At 70.5% G+C, this 17,632-nt stretch carries 17 protein-coding genes; 8 read left to right on the top strand and 9 right to left on the bottom strand.

Features of this window, described 5'->3' with window-relative positions; all coding sequences use genetic code 11:
* Positions 1-9: 9 nt before the first annotated feature.
* The 6 genes from BM109_RS05220 (at position 10) to alkB (ending at position 6,408) form a co-directional block, all read left to right on the top strand.
* Entirely contained in the window at positions 10-2,259 is a 2,250-nt protein-coding gene (locus tag BM109_RS05220) for a N,N-dimethylformamidase beta subunit family domain-containing protein (protein WP_093341082.1), read from the top strand.
* 8 nt (positions 2,260-2,267) lie between these two features.
* Entirely contained in the window at positions 2,268-3,080 is an 813-nt protein-coding gene (locus BM109_RS05215; protein ID WP_218159349.1) for a shikimate dehydrogenase family protein, read from the top strand.
* A gap of 145 nt (positions 3,081-3,225) precedes the next feature.
* Complete coding sequence (locus tag BM109_RS05210) at positions 3,226-3,786, top strand: TetR/AcrR family transcriptional regulator (protein WP_093341080.1); 561 nt, start codon at positions 3,226-3,228, stop codon at positions 3,784-3,786.
* Positions 3,787-3,904: 118 nt separating this feature from the next.
* A complete protein-coding gene (locus BM109_RS05205) occupies positions 3,905-4,645 on the top strand; it encodes an SDR family oxidoreductase (RefSeq protein WP_093341079.1) in 741 nt (246 codons plus the stop codon).
* Between the two features lie 46 nt (positions 4,646-4,691).
* Positions 4,692-5,672 (top strand): NAD(P)H-dependent flavin oxidoreductase, encoded by a 981-nt coding sequence (locus BM109_RS05200; protein ID WP_093341077.1) that lies wholly within the window; start codon positions 4,692-4,694, stop codon positions 5,670-5,672.
* Positions 5,673-5,754: 82 nt separating this feature from the next.
* The gene (alkB, locus tag BM109_RS05195) at positions 5,755-6,408 is read left to right on the top strand and encodes a DNA oxidative demethylase AlkB (RefSeq protein WP_093341075.1); all 654 of its coding nucleotides are present in this window, start codon (positions 5,755-5,757) and stop codon (positions 6,406-6,408) included.
* 9 nt (positions 6,409-6,417) lie between these two features.
* Here alkB and BM109_RS05190 read toward each other — a convergent pair whose 3' ends face one another.
* Positions 6,418-7,215, bottom strand: coding sequence for a 2-keto-4-pentenoate hydratase (locus BM109_RS05190; RefSeq protein ID WP_093341074.1), 798 nt, complete (start codon positions 7,213-7,215; stop codon positions 6,418-6,420).
* 115 nt (positions 7,216-7,330) lie between these two features.
* On the opposite strand from BM109_RS05190, the gene BM109_RS05185 reads away from it, so the two are divergent.
* Positions 7,331-7,852, top strand: a complete 522-nt coding sequence (locus BM109_RS05185) for a hypothetical protein (protein WP_256222356.1) — start codon at positions 7,331-7,333, stop codon at positions 7,850-7,852.
* 10 nt (positions 7,853-7,862) lie between these two features.
* Here the strand turns inward: BM109_RS05185 and ureG are convergent, their stop codons facing one another.
* From ureG to BM109_RS05145, 8 genes are all read right to left on the bottom strand, one after another.
* A complete protein-coding gene (gene ureG, locus BM109_RS05180) occupies positions 7,863-8,513 on the bottom strand; it encodes an urease accessory protein UreG (RefSeq protein WP_093341072.1) in 651 nt (216 codons plus the stop codon).
* Between the two features lie 23 nt (positions 8,514-8,536).
* On the bottom strand, positions 8,537-9,208 hold the full coding sequence (locus tag BM109_RS05175; protein ID WP_093341070.1) for an urease accessory protein UreF: 672 nt from the start codon (positions 9,206-9,208) through the stop codon (positions 8,537-8,539).
* A 332-nt stretch (positions 9,209-9,540) separates the two neighbouring features.
* On the bottom strand, positions 9,541-10,122 hold the full coding sequence (gene ureE / locus BM109_RS05170; RefSeq protein ID WP_093341069.1) for an urease accessory protein UreE: 582 nt from the start codon (positions 10,120-10,122) through the stop codon (positions 9,541-9,543).
* A 101-nt stretch (positions 10,123-10,223) separates the two neighbouring features.
* Entirely contained in the window at positions 10,224-11,942 is a 1,719-nt protein-coding gene (ureC, locus tag BM109_RS05165) for an urease subunit alpha (protein WP_093341067.1), read from the bottom strand.
* Positions 11,930-12,613, bottom strand: a complete 684-nt coding sequence (locus tag BM109_RS05160; protein ID WP_093341066.1) for a LysE family transporter — start codon at positions 12,611-12,613, stop codon at positions 11,930-11,932. The genes ureC and BM109_RS05160 overlap by 13 nt, the downstream gene beginning before the upstream one ends.
* Before the next feature lie 12 nt (positions 12,614-12,625).
* Positions 12,626-12,931 carry an urease subunit beta gene (locus BM109_RS05155; RefSeq protein WP_057591400.1) on the bottom strand — a complete coding sequence of 102 codons (306 nt, stop codon included), beginning with the start codon at positions 12,929-12,931 and terminating at the stop codon, positions 12,626-12,628.
* Between the two features lie 16 nt (positions 12,932-12,947).
* Complete coding sequence (locus BM109_RS05150; protein WP_093341064.1) at positions 12,948-13,553, bottom strand: HupE/UreJ family protein; 606 nt, start codon at positions 13,551-13,553, stop codon at positions 12,948-12,950.
* 37 nt (positions 13,554-13,590) lie between these two features.
* Positions 13,591-13,893, bottom strand: a complete 303-nt coding sequence (locus BM109_RS05145; RefSeq protein WP_057591402.1) for an urease subunit gamma — start codon at positions 13,891-13,893, stop codon at positions 13,591-13,593.
* A 126-nt stretch (positions 13,894-14,019) separates the two neighbouring features.
* Here BM109_RS05145 and BM109_RS05140 point away from each other — a divergent pair, with 126 nt between their 5' ends.
* Positions 14,020-17,628 carry an ATP-binding protein gene (locus BM109_RS05140; protein ID WP_093341063.1) on the top strand — a complete coding sequence of 1,203 codons (3,609 nt, stop codon included), beginning with the start codon at positions 14,020-14,022 and terminating at the stop codon, positions 17,626-17,628.
* Positions 17,629-17,632: the final 4 nt, after the last annotated feature.

The raw sequence follows: 17,632 nt of genomic DNA, 5'->3' as shown, positions 1-17,632 counted from the left end.
GAGACGACCATGAGCGCCCCCATCGACACCAATGCCTTCGTCGGCTACCCCGACACCCTCAGCGTGCGCGCCGGCGAACGCATCCGATTCCACCTCAGCAGCGAAGCCAGGCAGCAGGCCGACGTGAAGTTCGTGCGCGTGCGCTGCGCCGACGCCGATGCCACCGGGCCCGGCATCAAGTACCGCGAGCTCGCATCGCCGATCGACGGCGTGCACGCGGTCGCGTTCCACGAGGCGCCCTGCGGCTCCTTCATGTCGGTGCCCGCCGATGCGCGCTTCGCGCCCGAGGGCGCGTTCTCCTTCGGCTGCTACGTCTGGCCGACGCGGCTGCTGGCCACGCCGCAGACCGTGCTCGCGCGCTGGTGCGAGGACAGCGGCCGCGGCTGGGCGCTGCAGCTGTCGCGCGACGGCCTGAGCCTGCGCGTGGGCGGCGCCGATGGCGCGATCGAGCTGAAGACCGATGCGCCGCTCGAGCAGCGCCGCTGGTACTGGGTGCAGGGCGCGCTCGATGCGACGACCGGCGAGATGGTGCTGTCGCAATGCCGGCTGGCCGATGGCGCGCTGCCCGAGCAGCGCCGCGAGGCGCGCGCGACCAAGCCGGGCGGCTGGCGCCTCGACTCGCAAGGCCCGCTGACCGTGGCCGCGCATGCGCTGTCGGCCACCGGCAACCGCTGCGGCGCGCACTACGACGGCAAGATCGAGGCACCGCGCATCGCCGAGGGCCTGTTGGGCATCGACGCGCTGCGCCGTTGCGACGACCTCGCGCGCCCGGGCCTGGCCGATGCCGCGCTGATCGCCTGCTGGGACTTCTCGCACGGCATCGACACGCTCGAGGTGCTCGACCGCTCGCCCAACCGCCTCGACGGCCGGCTGCACCAGCTGCCCTGCCGCGGCATGACCGGCGTGCACTGGACCGGCGACGTGCACGACTGGCGGCTCGCGCCGCGCGAGTACGGCGCCATCCATTTCCACAGCGACGACATCTACGACTGCGGCTGGCCCGCGACGCTCGAGCTCGACGTGCCGGCCGACTGGAAGTCGGGCTTCCACGCGCTGCGCCTGCGGCCCGTGGACGGCAGCGCGGCCGAGACCTTCATCACCTTCTTCGTGACGCCCGCGGCCGATGCCAAGCGCGCGCCGCTCGCGGTGCTGGCCGCGAGCATGACCTACATGGCCTACGCCAACAGCGCGCTGCGGCTGCACGCGGTGCACTTCGAGGTGCTGACCGAGCGCCTCCTGATGCTGACCGGCGACGACATCTACCTGCAGGAACATCCCGAGGTCGGCCAGTCGACCTACGACCACCACATCGACGGCAGCGGCCGCGCCTACAGCTCGTGGCTGCGCCCCGTGCTCAACATGCGGCCGCGCTCGCAGCCCGGCAACCTCGCGATCGACAGCCACTTCCTCGACTGGCTCGAGGAGAAGGGCATCGACTACGACGTGGTGACCGACGTCGAGCTCGACCGCCAGGGCGCGGGCGCGCTCGCGGGCTATCGCGTGCTGGCGACGCTGTCGCATCCCGAGTACTACAGCGAGGGGATGATGAACGGCATCATGGCCTTCCAGAACGCGGGCGGACGCCACCTCGCGCTCGGCGCCAACGGCTTCTACTGGCGCTGCGCCTTCCATCCGAAGGCGCCGGCCGCGGTCGAGGTGCGGCGCGGCATGGCCGGCACGCGGACCTGGGAATCGCAGCCCGGCGAGGTTCACCTGGCCGGCACCGGCGAACCGGGCGCGCTGTGGCGCCACAGCGGCTTCGCGCCGCAGAAGCTGATCGGCGTGGGCTTCTCGGCCATGGTCTACGACCACGCCGGCTACTACCTGCTGACGCCCGATGCGGCCGACGCGCGCGTGGCCTTCGCGGTCGAGGGCATCGCGCAGGGCGAGCGCATCGGCGACTACGGCGTGCGCATCGGCGGCGCGGTCGGCATCGAGATCGACCGCTTCGACGTCGGCCTCGGCTCGCCGCCGCATGCCGTGATGCTCGCGACCTCGCACGGCCTGGGCCCGGGCGCGCTGCCCACGCCCGAGGAGTACCGCACCACGGTGCACGGCCTCGACGGCGAGCAGAACGCGCTGGTGCGCGCCGACATGGTGTTCTTCGAGACCGCCAAGGGCGGCGCGGTGTTCTCCACCGGCTCGATCTCCTACGTGCTCTCGCTGAGCCACAACGGCTACGACAACAACGTGAGCCGCATCACCGGCAACGTGCTGCGGCGCTTCCTCGATCCGGCCCCGTTCGAGCTGCCCGCCTGAGCGTCGCCATGACCGAGATGCGCATCACCGGCCGCACCGGCATCATGCTGATGCTGGCCGATCCCGTGGCCCACGTGGTGGGCTCGCTGCGGCTCAACGACCGCTTCGCGGCCGAGGGCCTCGACATCGCGGTGTCGCCGCTGCACGTGGGCCCCGCCGACCTCGCGACCGTGATCGACGCGCTGCGCCGCATGCGCAACGTGCTGGGCTTCGGCGTGACCATCCCGCACAAGATCGCGGTGCTGCCGCTGCTCGACGCGACCACGCCGCGCGCGGCGCGCATCGGCGCGGTCAACTTCGTGCGGCGCGACGCCGAAGGCCGGCTCACGGGCGACAACCTCGACGGCCGCGGCTTCGTCGACGGGCTCGCGGGGCAGGGGATCACGCTACAGGGGCGCCGCGTGCTGCAGCTCGGCGCGGGCGGTGCGGGGCGCGCGGTGGCCTTCGGCATCGCCGAGGCGGGCGCGCGCGAACTGGTGATCCACAACCGCACGAACGAGCGGGCCGAGGCACTGGCAGCCGATGTGGCCACCGCGTACCCGGACTGCAACGCGCGTGCGGGCACGAACGACCCGCGCGGCTTCGACCTCGTGGTCAACACCACCTCGATGGGCATGCACGAGGGCGATGCACTGCCGCTCGACGTGGCGCACCTGGCGGCAGGCACCGACGTGGCCGAGATCATCATGACGCCCGCGATCACGCCGCTGCTGGCCGCGGCGCAAGCGCGCGGCTGCCGCATCTCGCTGGGCACCTCGATGCTCGATGCGCAGTACGTGCTGGTGAAGGAATTGCTCGGGATCGGTGCGCCGGCCGCCTGAAAGCGTCTTCCGCGGCGGGCGCGGGCCTTGCAAGGGACCCGGGAAAACGAGCAGCGATCGATGGCCTGGCGTCAGGATGGCTGAACGATCGTATGTTATTTTTCCCATCGCCCTGTCCACCGGAATCCCGCGCCGAGGAACCGCCATGCGCTACGCCCCCAACCACAAGGAAGAGACCCGCGAGAAGCTGCTCGAGAGCAGCCGAGCGATCGCCAAGAAGGGGGGCTTCAGCAGCACCGGCGTCGATGCGCTGATGTCGGCCATCGGTCTCACGGGCGGCGCCTTCTACAGCCACTTCGGCTCCAAGGGCGAACTGTTCGCGGCGCTGATCGAGCGCGAGATGGAGAACAGCGCCGAGATGCTCGCGGGCACGCCCGACTCGCCGCCCGACCACGTGGCGCGCTGCCTCAAGAGCTACCTCAGCAGCGCCCATGCCCTGCACCCCGAGACCGGCTGCGCGCTGCCCGCGCTGGGTGCCGAGATCGCGCGCTCCGACCCGGCCGTGCGTGCGGCGGTCGAGCGCGGCCTGAAGAAGCTGCACAAGGCCTGGAGCCAGCGCCTGGCGGGCGACGACGACGCGGCCTGGGCCGTGATGGCGCAGTGCGTGGGCGCGCTGCTGATGGCGCGCGTGGTCGAGAACGACCGCACGCGCCAGGACATCCTGAACTCGACCCGGCGCGACATCGAGCGCAACCACCTGGACTGAACCGCGCCGCGCGCATGCGCCGCATGCACCGCCGGAATGCTGTCGCGCGCTCGATTGACAGCCCGATGCCTCTCCTTTACCGTGCTTTGGTCCACGAGCGTTCAATCAAGGAGACGACATGAGCCAGGGCAATGCGGGCGCCGGTGTGGCGCTGATCATCGGCGCCGGCGATTCCACCGGCGGGGCGATCGCGAGGCGCTTCGCGGCCGGCGGCTACACCGCCTGCGTGACGCGGCGCGACGCGCAGAAGCTGCAGCCGCTGGTCGAGAGCATCGAGGCGGCCGGCGGCAAGGCCGTGGCCTTCGGCTCCGATGCGCGCAAGGAGGAGGAGGTGATCGCGCTGTTCGATCGGGTCGAGCGCGAGGTCGGGCCGGTCGAGGTGCTGGTGTTCAACATCGGCGCCAACGTGCCCTCGAGCATCCTCGAGGAGACCGCGCGCAAGTACTTCAAGATCTGGGAGATGGCCTGCTTCGGCGGCTTCCTCAACGGCCGTGAAGCGGCCAAACGCATGGTCGAGCGCGGCCGCGGCACCATCATCTTCACGGGCGCCACCGCGGCCCTGCGCGGCGCCGCCAACTTCGCGGCCTTCGCGGGTGCCAAGCATGCGCTGCGCGCGCTGGCCCAGAGCATGGCGCGCGAGCTGGGGCCGCGCAACATCCACGTGGCGCACGTGGTGGTCGACGGCGCGATCGACACCGAGTTCATCCGCACCAGCTTCCCCGAGCGCTACGCGCTGAAGTCGGAGGACGGCATTCTGAACCCCGAGCACATCGCCGAGAACTACTGGCACCTGCACACGCAGCCGCGCGATGCCTGGACCTTCGAGCTCGACCTGCGTCCGTACATGGAACGCTGGTGAGCGAGTCGCCGCGCTTTCCTCTTCGTCCCTTCATCTTCCATCGATCATGAAAACACGCATCACCGAACTCTTCGGCATCCGCCATCCGATCATCCAGGGCGGCATGCACTACGTGGGCTTCGCGGAACTCGCGGCCGCGGTGTCGAATGCCGGCGGCCTCGGCATCATCACCGGGCTCACGCAGAAGACGCCCGAGCTGCTGGCGCGCGAGATCGCGCGCTGCCGCGAGATGACCGACCAGCCGATCGGCGTGAACCTCACCTTCCTGCCGACCTTCTCCAAGCCGCCCTATCCCGAGTACATCGCCGCGCTCATCGAGGGCGGCGTGCGCATCGTCGAGACCGCGGGCCGCAGCCCCGAGGAACACATGCCGGCGCTCAAGGCGGCCGGCGTGAAGGTGATCCACAAGTGCACCTCGGTGCGCCATGCACTGAAGGCCGAGCGCATCGGCTGCGACGCGGTCAGCGTCGACGGCTTCGAGTGCGGCGGCCATCCGGGCGAGGACGACGTGCCCAACATGATCCTGCTGCCGCGCGCGGCCGACGAGCTGCGCATTCCCTTCGTCGCCTCGGGCGGCATGGCCGACGGCCGCAGCCTCGTGGCCGCGCTCGCGCTCGGCGCCGAGGGCATGAACATGGGCACGCGCTTCATTGCCACGCAGGAGGCGCCGGTGCACGAGAACGTGAAGCGCGCGATCGTTGCGGCCAGCGAGCTCGACACGCGGCTGGTGATGCGCGGCTTGCGCAACACCGAGCGCGTGCTCAACAACAAGGGCGTGGAGGAACTGCTGGCGATCGAGCGCGCGAAGGGCGCGGACCTTCAGATCTCGGACATCCACGACCAGGTGGCGGGCATCTATCCGCGCGTGATGATCGAGGGCGACGTGGATGCGGGCGCCTTCAGCTGCGGCATGGTGGCGGGCCTGATCCACGACGTGCCGACCGTGCGGGAACTGGTCGACCGCATCATGGCCGAGGCCCATGGGCTGATCGCGGCGCGGCTCGCGGGCATGCTCGAGACGGCCTGAGACCACACCGGCGGTACCGGATGTCCGGAACCGGCCGGACCCGGTGCGCCGGCTTGCGGTATTTTCGAGGGCCGCATCCGCCATGACCCTCGACCTCTTCCCCGCCACCGACGAACCGTTTCGCGCACCCGAGCCGCTGGGCCCGGGTGCCTGCGTGCTGCGCGGCTTCGCGCTGCCGTTCGCAAGCGAGCTGCTGGCCGCGCTGCCGCGCATCGAGGGCGTGTCGCCGTTCCGGCACCTGGTGACGCCTGGCGGCTACACCATGTCGGTGGCGATGACGAACTGCGGGCCGCTGGGCTGGGTCAGCGACCGCAGCGGCTACCGTTACGACGCGATCGATCCGTTGTCGCAGAAGCCCTGGCCCGCGATGCCCGCCGCGTTCGCGCGGCTCGCCCGCGAGGCGGCGCAGACGGCGGGCTTCCCGGGCTTCGCGCCCGATGCCTGCCTCGTCAATCGCTACGAGCCCGGCACGCGGCTTTCGCTGCACCAGGACCGCGACGAACGCGACCACGGCGCGCCGATCGTCTCGGTGTCGCTGGGCATGCCGGCGGTGTTCCAGTTCGGCGGGCTCGCGCGCGGCGACGCGGTCGAGCGGGTACCGCTCGCGCATGGCGACGTGGTGGTGTGGGGTGGCCCCGACCGGCTGCGCTTCCATGGCGTGCTGCCGCTCAAGGACAAGCCGCATCCGCTGCTGGGCAGCGTGCGCATCAACCTGACCTTTCGCAAGGCCGGCTGAGCCGCGCGCTCAGCGCAACGTGACTTCGAGGCCGTCGAAGGGCGTGTCGAACTCGCTGCGCCAGACCTGGCCCGGCGCGATCGGCCAGGCGTCGGTCCAGGTGCCGGTGGTGACCACCTCGCCCGGTTGCAGCGCGGGCGCGCCGGGGCAGGCCTGCAGTTCATGCAGGAAGTGCAGCAGCGCATGCAGCGGGCCGTCGAGCACGTTGGCGCCCCTGCCTTCCTCGACCTGCGTGCCGTCGCGCGTCAGCCGCAGGCGCGTGCGCGCGAGCAGCGTATCGAGCGCCGTGCCGTCGCTCGCGAAGTCGCGCAGCGGCCGCTGCCGTCCGACCAGCAGGCGCGCATGCAGCCCGCCATCGGCCACGGTGTCGGCGGCGCCGAACTTCCAGCCCTCGCAGTGCGACTGCACGATCTCGAAGCCCGGCGCGATCCACTCGACGCAGGCGAACAATTGCTCGAGCGTGGCGCCCTGGGGCGGCGTGGCGGCGATGCCGAACACGACCTCGGGCTCGATGCGCGGCTGCACCGTGCCCGCGAGATCGATGCTGCCCCGGCCGTCGCACAGGGTCAGCGTGGTGTTCCACACCGGGCCCCAGATCGGCGCGAAAACGCCATAGCGTTGCCAGATGGTGCGGTTGGTGAAGCCGACCTTGTAGCCCACGGGCCGTTCGCCGCGCGCGAGCCGCAGGGCGCGCAGCGCGAGCGCGTCGGCATAGGCGGCGGGCAGGCCGGCGGCAGTGCGGTCGGGGCGATCGGCGGGCCACAGCGCGGCCCGGTCGTAGTGGTCGAGCACGTCTTGAGGTGTCATCGGCGCAGTCTACAAAGGGCGAATGGGTCGGGTATCGGCAGTTACACGGTACCGTCGCGAACTCGGGGCGATACTGCGGGTCACAGGCCGCTGTTGCCCGTTTCGCCGTCCCCCGATGTCCATTCCTTCCTTCTCTTCACCCGTAGCGCGCCTGCTCGGCGCCGGTGCCCTCTGTCTCGCGAGCCTCGCCGTTCAGGCGCAAGCGCTGCCGCCCGGCGTGCGGCTCGGCATGTCGGCCGACGAGCTGCGCGCCGCGCTGCCCTCGGCCGAGCGCGTCGCGCGGCCGCAGCGGCTCGCTGGCGGCCTGCTGGGAAGCTGGCATGGCGCGCCCCAGGCCCTGGCGGGGCTGGTGTTCGAGCCGACCTTCTTCTTCGCCGATGCGCAGCTGCGGCGCGTGGAGTACGCGGCTTCGGCGCAGGGCCTGCCCGATGGTGGCAGCGCGGCGTTTGCCGAACTGCTGCAGTGGGGCCGCGGTACTTTCGGCGCCGAACTCGCGGCCAACGACCCGGGCAGCGCCTATGCGGCCTGGAGCAGCGGCGAGATGGATGTCTACGTGCAGCGCGTGGGCGATCCGCGCCGCGCCAGCGTGCGGCTGGTCTACAAGCAGCGCCAGCTGCGCGACGGCAGCGAGCTGTGAGGCGACGGCCTCAGGCCGTCTTGAGCATCCCGCGTTCCTCGATGAAGCGCACCACCTCGGCCACGCCGGTCAGGGTCTTGAGGTTGGTCATCACGTAGGGCTTCTGGCGGCGCATGCGCTGCGTGTCCTGTTCCATCACGTCGAGGTTGGCGCCCACGTAGGGCGCGAGGTCGGTCTTGTTGATGACGAACAGGTCGCTCTTGGTGATGCCGGGGCCGCCCTTGCGCGGGATCTTCTCGCCCGCGGCCACGTCGATGACGTAGATCGTGAGGTCCGAGAGCTCGGGGCTGAAGGTGGCCGCGAGGTTGTCGCCGCCCGATTCGACGAACACCACGTCGGCATCGGGAAAGTCCTCGAGCATGCGGTCGATGGCCTCGAGGTTGATCGAGGCATCCTCGCGGATCGCGGTGTGCGGGCAGCCGCCGGTCTCCACGCCCATGATGCGTTCGGCCGGCAGCGCGCCGGCCACGGTCAGCAGGCGCTGGTCTTCCTTGGTGTAGATGTCGTTGGTGATCGCGACCAGGTCGTAGCTGTCGCGCATCGACTTGCAGAGCATCTCCAGCAGCGTGGTCTTGCCCGAACCGACGGGGCCGCCGATGCCCACGCGCAGCGGCGGCAGCTTCTTGGTGCGGTTGGGGATGTGGTGCAGGGCGGAGGTCATGGTGGGTGCGTGAAGGAAAAAATCTAGCTGCGGAAGAGCCGCGAATACTGGGTTTCGTGCCGCGCCGACAGCACGGCCAGCAGCGGTGCGAAGGCCTGCCGATCGTCGTCGGACAGCTGCATTGCATGGTTCACGGCCGCGGGAATCTCCTGCGCGAGCCGCCCGAGGATGCGCTGTCCCGCGCTCTGCCCGAGCGGCACGGCCTTGACCGCGGCCGCGACCATGTTCTCGGCCCAGCCGAATGCAAAGGCCAGGCAGCCGTCGTGCACCGAGGCACCCGAACGGTTGGCCGCGAACGCGAAGGCCACGGGATAGCTCGCGGGCAGGCCGGCGAAGACCTCGGCCGTGTCGGCATGGTGCAGCTTGAGCCATTCGACGAAGGAGCGGCCCATCTGTTCGGTCTGCAGGAAGAACTCGGCCGATTCGCGCGTTTGCAGCACCCAGTCGTTGAGCGTGCGGATGCGCTGTTTGTTGTCAGTGCGCCAGGCGGCGATGGCTTGCGCGACCAAGGCGAGGTCGCCGCGCGCGAAGCTCAGGTGCAACTGGTCGGACAGCCATTCGGCGGCGCTGGCCTCGGCGTCGACGCCGGCCCATTCGACCGCGGCCTCGATGCCTTCGGAGTACGAGAAGCCGCCGACCGGGAGGGCGGGGGAGGCCAGCCAGATGAGCTGGAGGAGGCTTTGGGGTTCTGGCATGTCAGTGGGGTGTCGACGTGCCTTCTGGGACGTGTGTGTTCGGGGCGCGTGCACAGGACAGCGGGTACTTCCCTCCGCGAATGTCCCCCGGCCTTCGGCCTCCTCCTTGATTTCGCTGCGGGAAGCACCCGCTGCCCTGTGCACGGGAGGCGCTGCGGTGGTGCCGGCGGTTCAACAACGGTTGCGTCCAGGCGCACGTCGATGGGGTACTCCCCGCAGCGAAATAAAGGAGGAGCCGAAGGCGGGGGACATTCGCGGAGGGGAGTACCCCATCGGCGTGCGCCCGCCCCCACCGAAACAAACGGCCTCGAACAGAGATCCCAACCCCCATCTCAGTGAGAGTGGTCGTGACCATCGAGCAGTTCCGGCGCCAACACCAGCGGCTTCGGCCCCGAAGAATGCGCATGACCATGCGAGTGATCATGGTCATGGCTATGCCCACCCCCATGCGAATGCTCGTGCGACCCATAGGCCCCGCCCTCGGGTTCGAAGGCCTCCTCGACCGCCACCACGATCAGGTGCATCGACCGCAGCATGTCGGCCAGCACATGGTCGGGTTCGATCTTCAGGTGGTCAGGCTTGAGCTCGATCGGCACATGACGGTTGCCCAGGTGGTAGGCCGCGCGCGTCAGGTCGAAGGGCGTGCCGTGGGCCGTGCAGTGCGTGATGCGCAACACCGGCTGCGGGGCAGCGATCACGCGCACCAGCGAACCGTCTTCCGCCACCAGCACATCGCCGCCACGCACGGCCGTGCCGCGTGGCAGGAACACGCCGATCTGCCGGCCCTGCGAATCGGTGGCGTCGAAACGGCTTTTCTGGCGCACGTCCCAGTCGAGTTCGATGGTGGCGGCGCGCTTGAGCAGCACGGGCGCGAGGCCGCGGCCCTGGGGCATGAGTTTGTTGGCGGTGAGCATGGTGCGGTGGGACGCGTGGCGCGTCTGAAGACAGGAACGATGCTTTCAAGGATACGCAGCCTGTCAAGCCGGCGTGCCGCGCCGGATTTTCGGGCCTTGTCTCAGAACAGGAAGTAGCGCTGCGCCATCGGCAGCAGCTTCGCCGGTTCGCAGGTCAGCAACTGCCCGTCCGCGCGCACCGCATAGGTCTGCGCATCGATCTCCATTTTCGGCGTGTAGCCGTTGTGGATCAGGTCCTTCTTGCGCACGTTGCGGATGTTCTTCACCGCCGCCAGGTTCTTCGCCAGCCCGTAGCGCTCCTTGATGCCCGCGGCCAGGCCGGCCTGCGAGACGAAGGTCAGCGAGCCCTTCGCGAGCGAGCCGCCATAGGCGCCGAACATCGGGCGGTAGTGCACCGGCTGCGGCGTCGGGATCGAGGCGTTGGGGTCGCCCATCGCGGCCATCGCGATGCTGCCGCCCTTGATGATGGTGAAGGGCTTCACGCCGAAGAAGGCAGGTTTCCACACCACGATGTCGGCCCACTTGCCGACCTCGATCGAACCCACCTCGTGCGCGATGCCGTGCGCGATCGCGGGATTGATCGTGTACTTGGCCACGTAGCGCTTGGCGCGGAAGTTGTCGTTGCGCGCGCTGTCCTCGGGCAGCGTGCCGCGCTGCAGCTTCATCTTGTGCGCGGTCTGCCAGCAGCGCAGCACCACCTCGCCCACGCGGCCCATGGCCTGGCTGTCGGAGCTGAACATGCTGATCGCGCCGAGGTCGTGCAGCACGTCCTCGGCCGCGATGGTTTCCTTGCGGATGCGCGACTCGGCAAAGGCCAGGTCTTCGGCGATGCCCGCGTCGAGGTGGTGGCACACCATGAGCATGTCGACGTGTTCGTCGAGCGTGTTCACGGTGTAGGGCATGGTGGGATTGGTCGACGAGGGCAGGAAGTTCGCCTCGCCCACCACGCGCAGGATGTCGGGCGCATGGCCGCCGCCCGCGCCCTCGGTGTGGAAGGCGCAGATCGCGCGGCCGCCCACGGCCGCGATCGTGTTCTCGACGAAGCCCGACTCGTTGAGCGTGTCGCTGTGGATCGCCACCTGCGTGTCGGTGGCATCGGCCACGTCGAGGCAGTTGCTGATGGCCGAGGGCGTGGTGCCCCAGTCCTCGTGCAGCTTGAGGCCGATCACGCCGGCCTCGATCTGCTCGTGCAGCGCGCCGGGCAGGCTGGCATTGCCCTTGCCGAGGAAGCCGAGGTTCATCGGGAACGCGTCGGCCGCCTGCAGCATGCGCTCGATGTGCCAGGGGCCGGGCGTGGAGGTGGTCGCGAAGGTGCCGGTGGCGGGGCCGGTGCCGCCGCCCAGCATGGTGGTCACGCCCGAGGCCAGCGCCTCCTCGATCTGCTGCGGGCAGATGAAGTGGATGTGGCTGTCGATGCCGCCCGCCGTGACGATGTTGCCCTCGCAGCTGATGATCTCGGTGCCCGGGCCGATCACGATATCGACACCCGGTTGCACGTCGGGATTGCCGGCCTTGCCGATGGCGGCGATGCGGCCGTCCTTCAGGCCGATGTCGGCCTTGACGATGCCCCAGTGGTCGAGGATCAGCGCGTTGGTGAGCACCGTGTCGACGGCACCCTGCGCGCGCGTGCGCTGCGACTGCGCCATGCCGTCGCGGATCGTCTTGCCGCCGCCGAACTTGACCTCCTCGCCGTAGCCGCCGGCGCGCAGCGTGTAGTCGGCCTCGACCTCGATCAGCAGCTCGGTGTCGGCCAGCCGCACGCGGTCGCCCACCGTGGGGCCGAAGATTTCTGCGTAGGCGCGCCTGCCTATGGTTGCCATGTCGTTCCTTGTCTTGCGGGAGAGGCCGCGGGCCGGTTCTCGGCGGGGCCGGTGAAATTCAGCAGGTCGCGCATCGAGGCGACCGCCAGCGCCATGAACGCGAGGGCGCACAGGCGGTGCGTCACGCCGGCCCAGCGCGATGCCGAGCGGCCGAACAGCCTGGCAACGAGGCCCGCGCAGACGAAGCACCAGAGCACGGAGGCCGCCATGAAGCCGGTGAAGAAGACGGCGTAGTGGGCGGTGGTCGGCTGGTCCATGCCGAGGCCGGCCATGGCGCTGCCGAGCGCGGCCCAGTAGGCCAGGTTCTGGGGATTGGTGGCGGAGAGGATCACGCCCGAGCGCAGCGCCCGCTTCGCGGGCACGGCCTGCGCGCGCTCGATGCCGGCATCGCGCTTCGCGGCGCGCCAGCTGTCGGCCGCGAGCCAGGCGAGATAGAGCACGCCCGCGATCCCCAGCGGCCAGCGCAGGGCATCGATCTGCATCAGCGCGCCCGCGCCGGCCAGGCCCAGCACGGCCCACAGCGCGTCGCCGACCAGCGAGCCCACCTGGACGGCGAAGGCCGGACGGAAACCGCCCTGCAGTCCCTGGCGCACGGTTTCCGCGAACACGGCCCCCGGCGCGGCGTTGAACACCAGGCCCAGCAGAAAGGCGGAGAGCGCGAGTGACAGCATGCCGGCGCCCGCTCAGAGCTTGCCCTGAACCAGTCCGCGAAAGCCGTAGACGATGCGGTCGCCCGAGAAATCGACCAGCTCGACCGTGCGCTGCTGCCCCGGCTCGAAGCGCACCGCGGCGCCCGAGGCGATGTTCAGGCGCATGCCGCGCGCGGCCTCGCGGTCGAAGCCGAGGGCGCCGTTGGTTTCGGCGAAGTGGTAGTGCGAGCCGACTTGGATCGGCCGGTCGGCCGTGTTCTGCACCACCAGCGTGAGGGTGCGGCGGCCCGGGTTGAGCGGGTGGTCGCCGTCGTCGGTGAGGATTTCGCCGGGGATCATGGACCGGGGCCTCGCCTCAGATCGCCTGCGCCAGCAGCGTGGCGCCCAGGCCGACCACCGCGGCGCCCGCGATGCGCGGCAGCCAGGCGTTGGCATGGCGCAGCGCCCAGCCCAGCGCGATGCCGGCGGCATGCAGCAGCACGGTCGCGCCGACCATGCCGGCGAGGGTAAGGGCGGCGTCGTGCTCGCCCGCGAGCTCGTGGCCGTGCGCCACGCCGTGGAAGACCGCGAACAGGCCGACCACCGCCATTGCCACTCCGGCCGGCAGGTGCACGCGCGTGACCACCAGCAGGCCCAGCACCAGCAGCGAGGCCGCGATCATCGGTTCGACGGCCGGCAGCTGCAGCCCGGCCAAGCCGACCAGCGCGCCCGCCAGCAGCATGCCGGCGAAGGCCAGCGGTGCCCACAGCAGGTCGGGCCAGGCGCGGCGCGCCGACAGCGCGCTCCAGACGCCCACCGCGACCATCGCCGCGAGGTGGTCGGCGCCGGTCAGCGGATGCATGAAGCCGGCCACGAGGCCGTGGTGCAGGCCGCCGTCGACGCCGGTGTGGGCGCTGGCCGCCAGGGGCAGCAGGGCGGCGGCGAGCAGGGCGAGGGTCCTGGAGGAGATCGATGGGCGCATGAGGGCTTGTCCTTGGTTGTTCTGGGTGTGCGGTCGTTCAGACGATGGGCTGGTGCACCGTCACGAGCTTGGTGCCGTCGGGGAAGGTGGCTTCGACCTGGATGTCGGGGATCATCTCGGCGATGCCGTCCATCACGTCGGCGCGGGTCAGCACGCTGCGGCCCTCGCTCATGAGCTCGGCCACGCTCTTGCCGTCGCGCGCGCCTTCCATGACGGCGGCCGAGATCAGGGCGATGGCTTCGGGGTAGTTGAGCTTGAGGCCGCGGGCCTTGCGGCGTTCGGCGAGCAGTGCCGCGGTGAAGATCAGCAGCTTGTCTTTTTCGCGCGGAGTCAGTTCCATGGAGACGGCATCGGGTGGCGGGAGGAGGCGGCCATTATGGGCAGAGCAGGGCTGTTGCAACAGTCGTGCCCTGTTCGCCGAATGCCGTATGGCACCGGGTCCGCGGGGCGCCGGGTGGCACGAAAGATGCACCGAAACGGTGTGAACCCTGGCCCGCCCTCCGCCGTCCCCCCCACCGAGTCCGACGACGCGCCGCAGCGCATCGTCAAGGTGCGGCGCGACTACAACAGCTGGGTCGCGAGCGAAACCCTCGAGGACTACGCGCTGCGCTACACGCCGCAGCGCTTTCGCAAATGGTCCGAATGGCGGGTCGCCAACACGGCCTTCGGCGCGGCCTCGTTCCTGATCCTCGAGGCGGTGGGCGCCACGCTGCTGGTGCAGTACGGCTTCGCCAACGCCTTCTGGGCCATCCTGGCAACGGGGCTGATCATCTTCCTCGCGGGCCTGCCGATCAGCGTGTACGCGGCGCGCTACGGCGTCGACATGGACCTGCTCACGCGCGGTGCCGGCTTCGGCTACATCGGCTCCACGCTGACCTCGCTGATCTACGCGAGCTTCACCTTCATCTTCTTCGCGCTCGAGGCGGCCGTGATGGCCTACGCGCTCGAGCTGGCGCTGGGCATCCCGCCGGTCTGGGGCTACCTGGTCTGCGCGCTGGTGGTGATCCCGCTGGTCACGCACGGGGTTTCGGCGATCAGCCGGCTGCAGCTGTGGACGCAGCCGCTGTGGCTGCTGATGCTGGTCGTGCCCTTCGCCTATGTGCTGGTGCGCGATCCTGGTGCGTTCGCGGGCATCACGCACTACAACGGCGCCAAGGGTGGTGCGCAAGGGTTCAACTTGCACCTGTTCGGTGCCGCCCTCACGGTCGGCATCGCGCTCATCACGCAGATGGGCGAGCAGGCCGACTACCTGCGCTTCATGCCCGCGCGCACCGCGGCCAGCCGCGGCCGCTGGTGGGCCGGGGTGCTGGCGGGCGGGCCGGGCTGGGTGGTGCTGGGCGTGGTCAAGATGCTGGGCGGCGCCGCGCTGGCCTACCTCGCGATCACGCACATGGTGCCGGTGGAGCGCGCGGTCGATCCGAACCAGATGTACCTCGCGGCCTACGAGTACGTGTTCCCCGACTATGGCTGGGCGGTGGCGGCCACCGCGCTGTTCGTGGTGATCTCGCAGCTCAAGATCAACGTCACCAACGCCTACGCGGGCTCGCTGGCCTGGAGCAACTTCTTCTCGCGCGTGGCCCACAGCCACCCGGGGCGCGTGGTGTGGGTGGTGTTCAACGCGCTGATCGCCTTCATGCTGATGGAGATGAACGTGTTCGAGGCGCTGGGCGACGTGCTCGGGCTGTTCGCCAACATCGCCATCGCCTGGATGATGGCCGTGGTGGCCGACTTGGTCATCAACAAGCCGCTGGGCCTGTCGCCGCCGGGCATCGAGTTCAAGCGCGCCCACCTGTGGGACATCAACCCGGTGGGCGTGGGCGCGATGGCGCTGGCCTCGCTGCTGTCGATCACCGCGCACCTGGGCGTGTTCGGGCCGCTGGCGCAGGCCTTCTCGGCGCTGATCGCGCTCGGCACGGCGCTCGTCGCCTCGCCGCTGCTGGCCTGGGCCACGGGCGGGCGCTACTACCTGGCGCGCGGCTCGGTCGAGGGCGCCGCGGTGGCGGCCGGCCGGCCGGTGCAGTGGGCCCGGGTCGAGTCCGAGGGCGCCTACCGCCGCCTCGCGGTGCAGCGCTGCGTGATCTGCGAGCGCGAGTACGAAGGCCCCGACATGGCCCACTGCCCGGCCTACCAGGGCGCGATCTGCTCGCTGTGCTGCACGCTCGACGCGCGCTGCGGCGACCTCTGCAAGCCGCACGCGAGCCTGTCGGCGCAGTGGTCGGCGGTGCTGCGCTGGCTGCTGCCGCGGCGCAGCTGGCGCTACCTCGACACCGGCCTGGGCCACTTCCTGCTGCTGATGCTGATCATCGTGCCGCTGTTGGCGGTGGTGTTCGGCGTGCTCTACCAGCAGGAGCTGCGCGCGCTCGGCGAGAGCGCGCTCGAGCTGGCCGCGCGGAGCGAGGTGGCGCAGGCGCTCGCGGCCGCGCAGCAGGCCTCGCTGCGCTCGGGCTTCCTCAAGGCCTACATGGCGCTGCTGGTGATCGCGGGCATCGTGGCCTGGTGGCTGGTGCTGGCGCACCAGAGCCGCAAGGTGGCGCAGGAGGAATCGAACCGCCAGACCCACCTGCTGGTGCGCGAGATCGAGCTGCACCGCGAGACCGACCGCGCGCTGCAGTCGGCCACGCGCACCGCCGAGGAGGCGCGCGAGGTGGCCGAGCAGGCCAAGCTCGCGGCCGAGCAGGCGCGGCGCGCCGCCGACCAGGCCAACCAGGCCAAGAGCCGCTACATCAGCGCCATCAGCCACGAGCTGCGCACGCCGCTCAACAGCATCCTCGGCTATGCGCAGCTGATGGGCGAGGACCATTCCGTGCCGCCGCACCGCCAGCAGGCGGTGGCGGTCATCAAGCGCGGCGGCGAGCACCTGCTGTCGCTGATCGAGGGCACCCTGGCGATCGCCCACATCGAGGCCGGCAAGCTCACGCTGCATGCGCGGCCGATGCGCTTCGCCGACACCCTGCGCGAGCTGGCCGACATGTTCGAGCTGCAGGCGGCCGAGAAGGGTCTGGCTTTCCACTTCGAGGCCGCGGGCGCGCTGCCCGAGGTGGTGCGTGCCGACGAGAAGCGGGTCTGCCAGATCCTCATCAACCTGCTGGGCAACGCGATCAAGTTCACGGCCGCCGGCCAGGTCACGCTGCGCCTCGCTTATGCGCGCGAGTTCGCCGCGGTGGAGATCGAGGACACCGGGCCGGGCATGACGGCGGCCGAGATCGAGCGCATCTTCGAGCCCTTCGCACGCGGCGATTCGGCCGGCGCCGCGGCCGCGCCGGGCGCGGGGCTGGGCCTCACCATCGCCAAGATGCTGACCGACCTGATGGGCGGCGAGATGAAGGTCAGCAGCACGCCGGGCGTGGGCTCGCTGTTCTGCGTGCGGCTGTTCCTGCCGCGCGTGCACGAGGCGGTGGCCGGTGCCGGCCGGCCGCAGCCGGTGCAGCGCGCGCGGCGCGGCTACGAGGGCGCGCGCCGCCGGCTGCTGGTGGTCGACAACGAGGAGGCCGACCGCGAGCTGCTGGGCCATGTGCTGGCGCCGCTGGGCTTCGAGCTGCGCAGCGCGGCCAGCGGCCACGATGCGCTCGACCTGATCGCAGCGGGCTATCGGCCCGACGCCATGTTCGTCGACCTCGCGATGCCTGGCATCGACGGCTGGGAGACCATCCGCCGCGCGCGCCGGCTCGGGCTGGCCGACGCCGCGGTGGCGATCGTCTCGGCCAATGCCTTCGACAAGGGGCTCGACAACGACGTGGAGATCGCGCCCGAGGACTTCTTCGTGAAGCCGGTGCGCCACACCGAGCTGCTCGACTGGCTCGAGCGCCGGCTCGGCCTCCGATGGACCGAAGCGGCCGTGGCGAGCGCGCCGGCGCCGATGCAGCCGGTGCTGCGGCCGCCCTCGCGCGAGCGGCTGCGCGCGCTCGACGAGGCCGTGAGCCTCGGCTACTTCCGCGGCATCATGAACCAGCTCGACGCGATCGACGGCGAGCAGCCCGAGTGCGCCGCCTGGACCGAGGCGCAGCGCGTGCTGGCGCGGCAGTTCCAGTTCGAGGCCATGGGCCGCGCGCTGGCCGAGGCGGCCCATGCGGGATGACAAA

Source organism: Variovorax sp. PDC80 (genome assembly GCF_900115375.1).
Taxonomy (GTDB): domain Bacteria; phylum Pseudomonadota; class Gammaproteobacteria; order Burkholderiales; family Burkholderiaceae_C; genus Variovorax.
This window is presented reverse-complemented; position numbering and strand designations above follow the sequence as displayed.

What these genes read in the sequence shown, in the direction of transcription:
- BM109_RS05220 (WP_093341082.1), top strand. Translation starts at nt 10, where the DNA reads ATGAGCGCCCCCATCGACACCAATGCCTTCGTCGGCTACCCCGACACC.
- BM109_RS05215 (WP_218159349.1), top strand. Translation starts at nt 2,268, where the DNA reads ATGACCGAGATGCGCATCACCGGCCGCACCGGCATCATGCTGATGCTG.
- BM109_RS05210 (WP_093341080.1), top strand. Translation starts at nt 3,226, where the DNA reads ATGCGCTACGCCCCCAACCACAAGGAAGAGACCCGCGAGAAGCTGCTC.
- BM109_RS05205 (WP_093341079.1), top strand. Translation starts at nt 3,905, where the DNA reads ATGAGCCAGGGCAATGCGGGCGCCGGTGTGGCGCTGATCATCGGCGCC.
- BM109_RS05200 (WP_093341077.1), top strand. Translation starts at nt 4,692, where the DNA reads ATGAAAACACGCATCACCGAACTCTTCGGCATCCGCCATCCGATCATC.
- alkB (WP_093341075.1), top strand. Translation starts at nt 5,755, where the DNA reads ATGACCCTCGACCTCTTCCCCGCCACCGACGAACCGTTTCGCGCACCC.
- BM109_RS05190 (WP_093341074.1), bottom strand. Translation starts at nt 7,215, where the DNA reads ATGACACCTCAAGACGTGCTCGACCACTACGACCGGGCCGCGCTGTGG.
- BM109_RS05185 (WP_256222356.1), top strand. Translation starts at nt 7,331, where the DNA reads ATGTCCATTCCTTCCTTCTCTTCACCCGTAGCGCGCCTGCTCGGCGCC.
- ureG (WP_093341072.1), bottom strand. Translation starts at nt 8,513, where the DNA reads ATGACCTCCGCCCTGCACCACATCCCCAACCGCACCAAGAAGCTGCCG.
- BM109_RS05175 (WP_093341070.1), bottom strand. Translation starts at nt 9,208, where the DNA reads ATGCCAGAACCCCAAAGCCTCCTCCAGCTCATCTGGCTGGCCTCCCCC.
- ureE (WP_093341069.1), bottom strand. Translation starts at nt 10,122, where the DNA reads ATGCTCACCGCCAACAAACTCATGCCCCAGGGCCGCGGCCTCGCGCCC.
- ureC (WP_093341067.1), bottom strand. Translation starts at nt 11,942, where the DNA reads ATGGCAACCATAGGCAGGCGCGCCTACGCAGAAATCTTCGGCCCCACG.
- BM109_RS05160 (WP_093341066.1), bottom strand. Translation starts at nt 12,613, where the DNA reads ATGCTGTCACTCGCGCTCTCCGCCTTTCTGCTGGGCCTGGTGTTCAAC.
- BM109_RS05155 (WP_057591400.1), bottom strand. Translation starts at nt 12,931, where the DNA reads ATGATCCCCGGCGAAATCCTCACCGACGACGGCGACCACCCGCTCAAC.
- BM109_RS05150 (WP_093341064.1), bottom strand. Translation starts at nt 13,553, where the DNA reads ATGCGCCCATCGATCTCCTCCAGGACCCTCGCCCTGCTCGCCGCCGCC.
- BM109_RS05145 (WP_057591402.1), bottom strand. Translation starts at nt 13,893, where the DNA reads ATGGAACTGACTCCGCGCGAAAAAGACAAGCTGCTGATCTTCACCGCG.
- BM109_RS05140 (WP_093341063.1), top strand. Translation starts at nt 14,020, where the DNA reads ATGCACCGAAACGGTGTGAACCCTGGCCCGCCCTCCGCCGTCCCCCCC.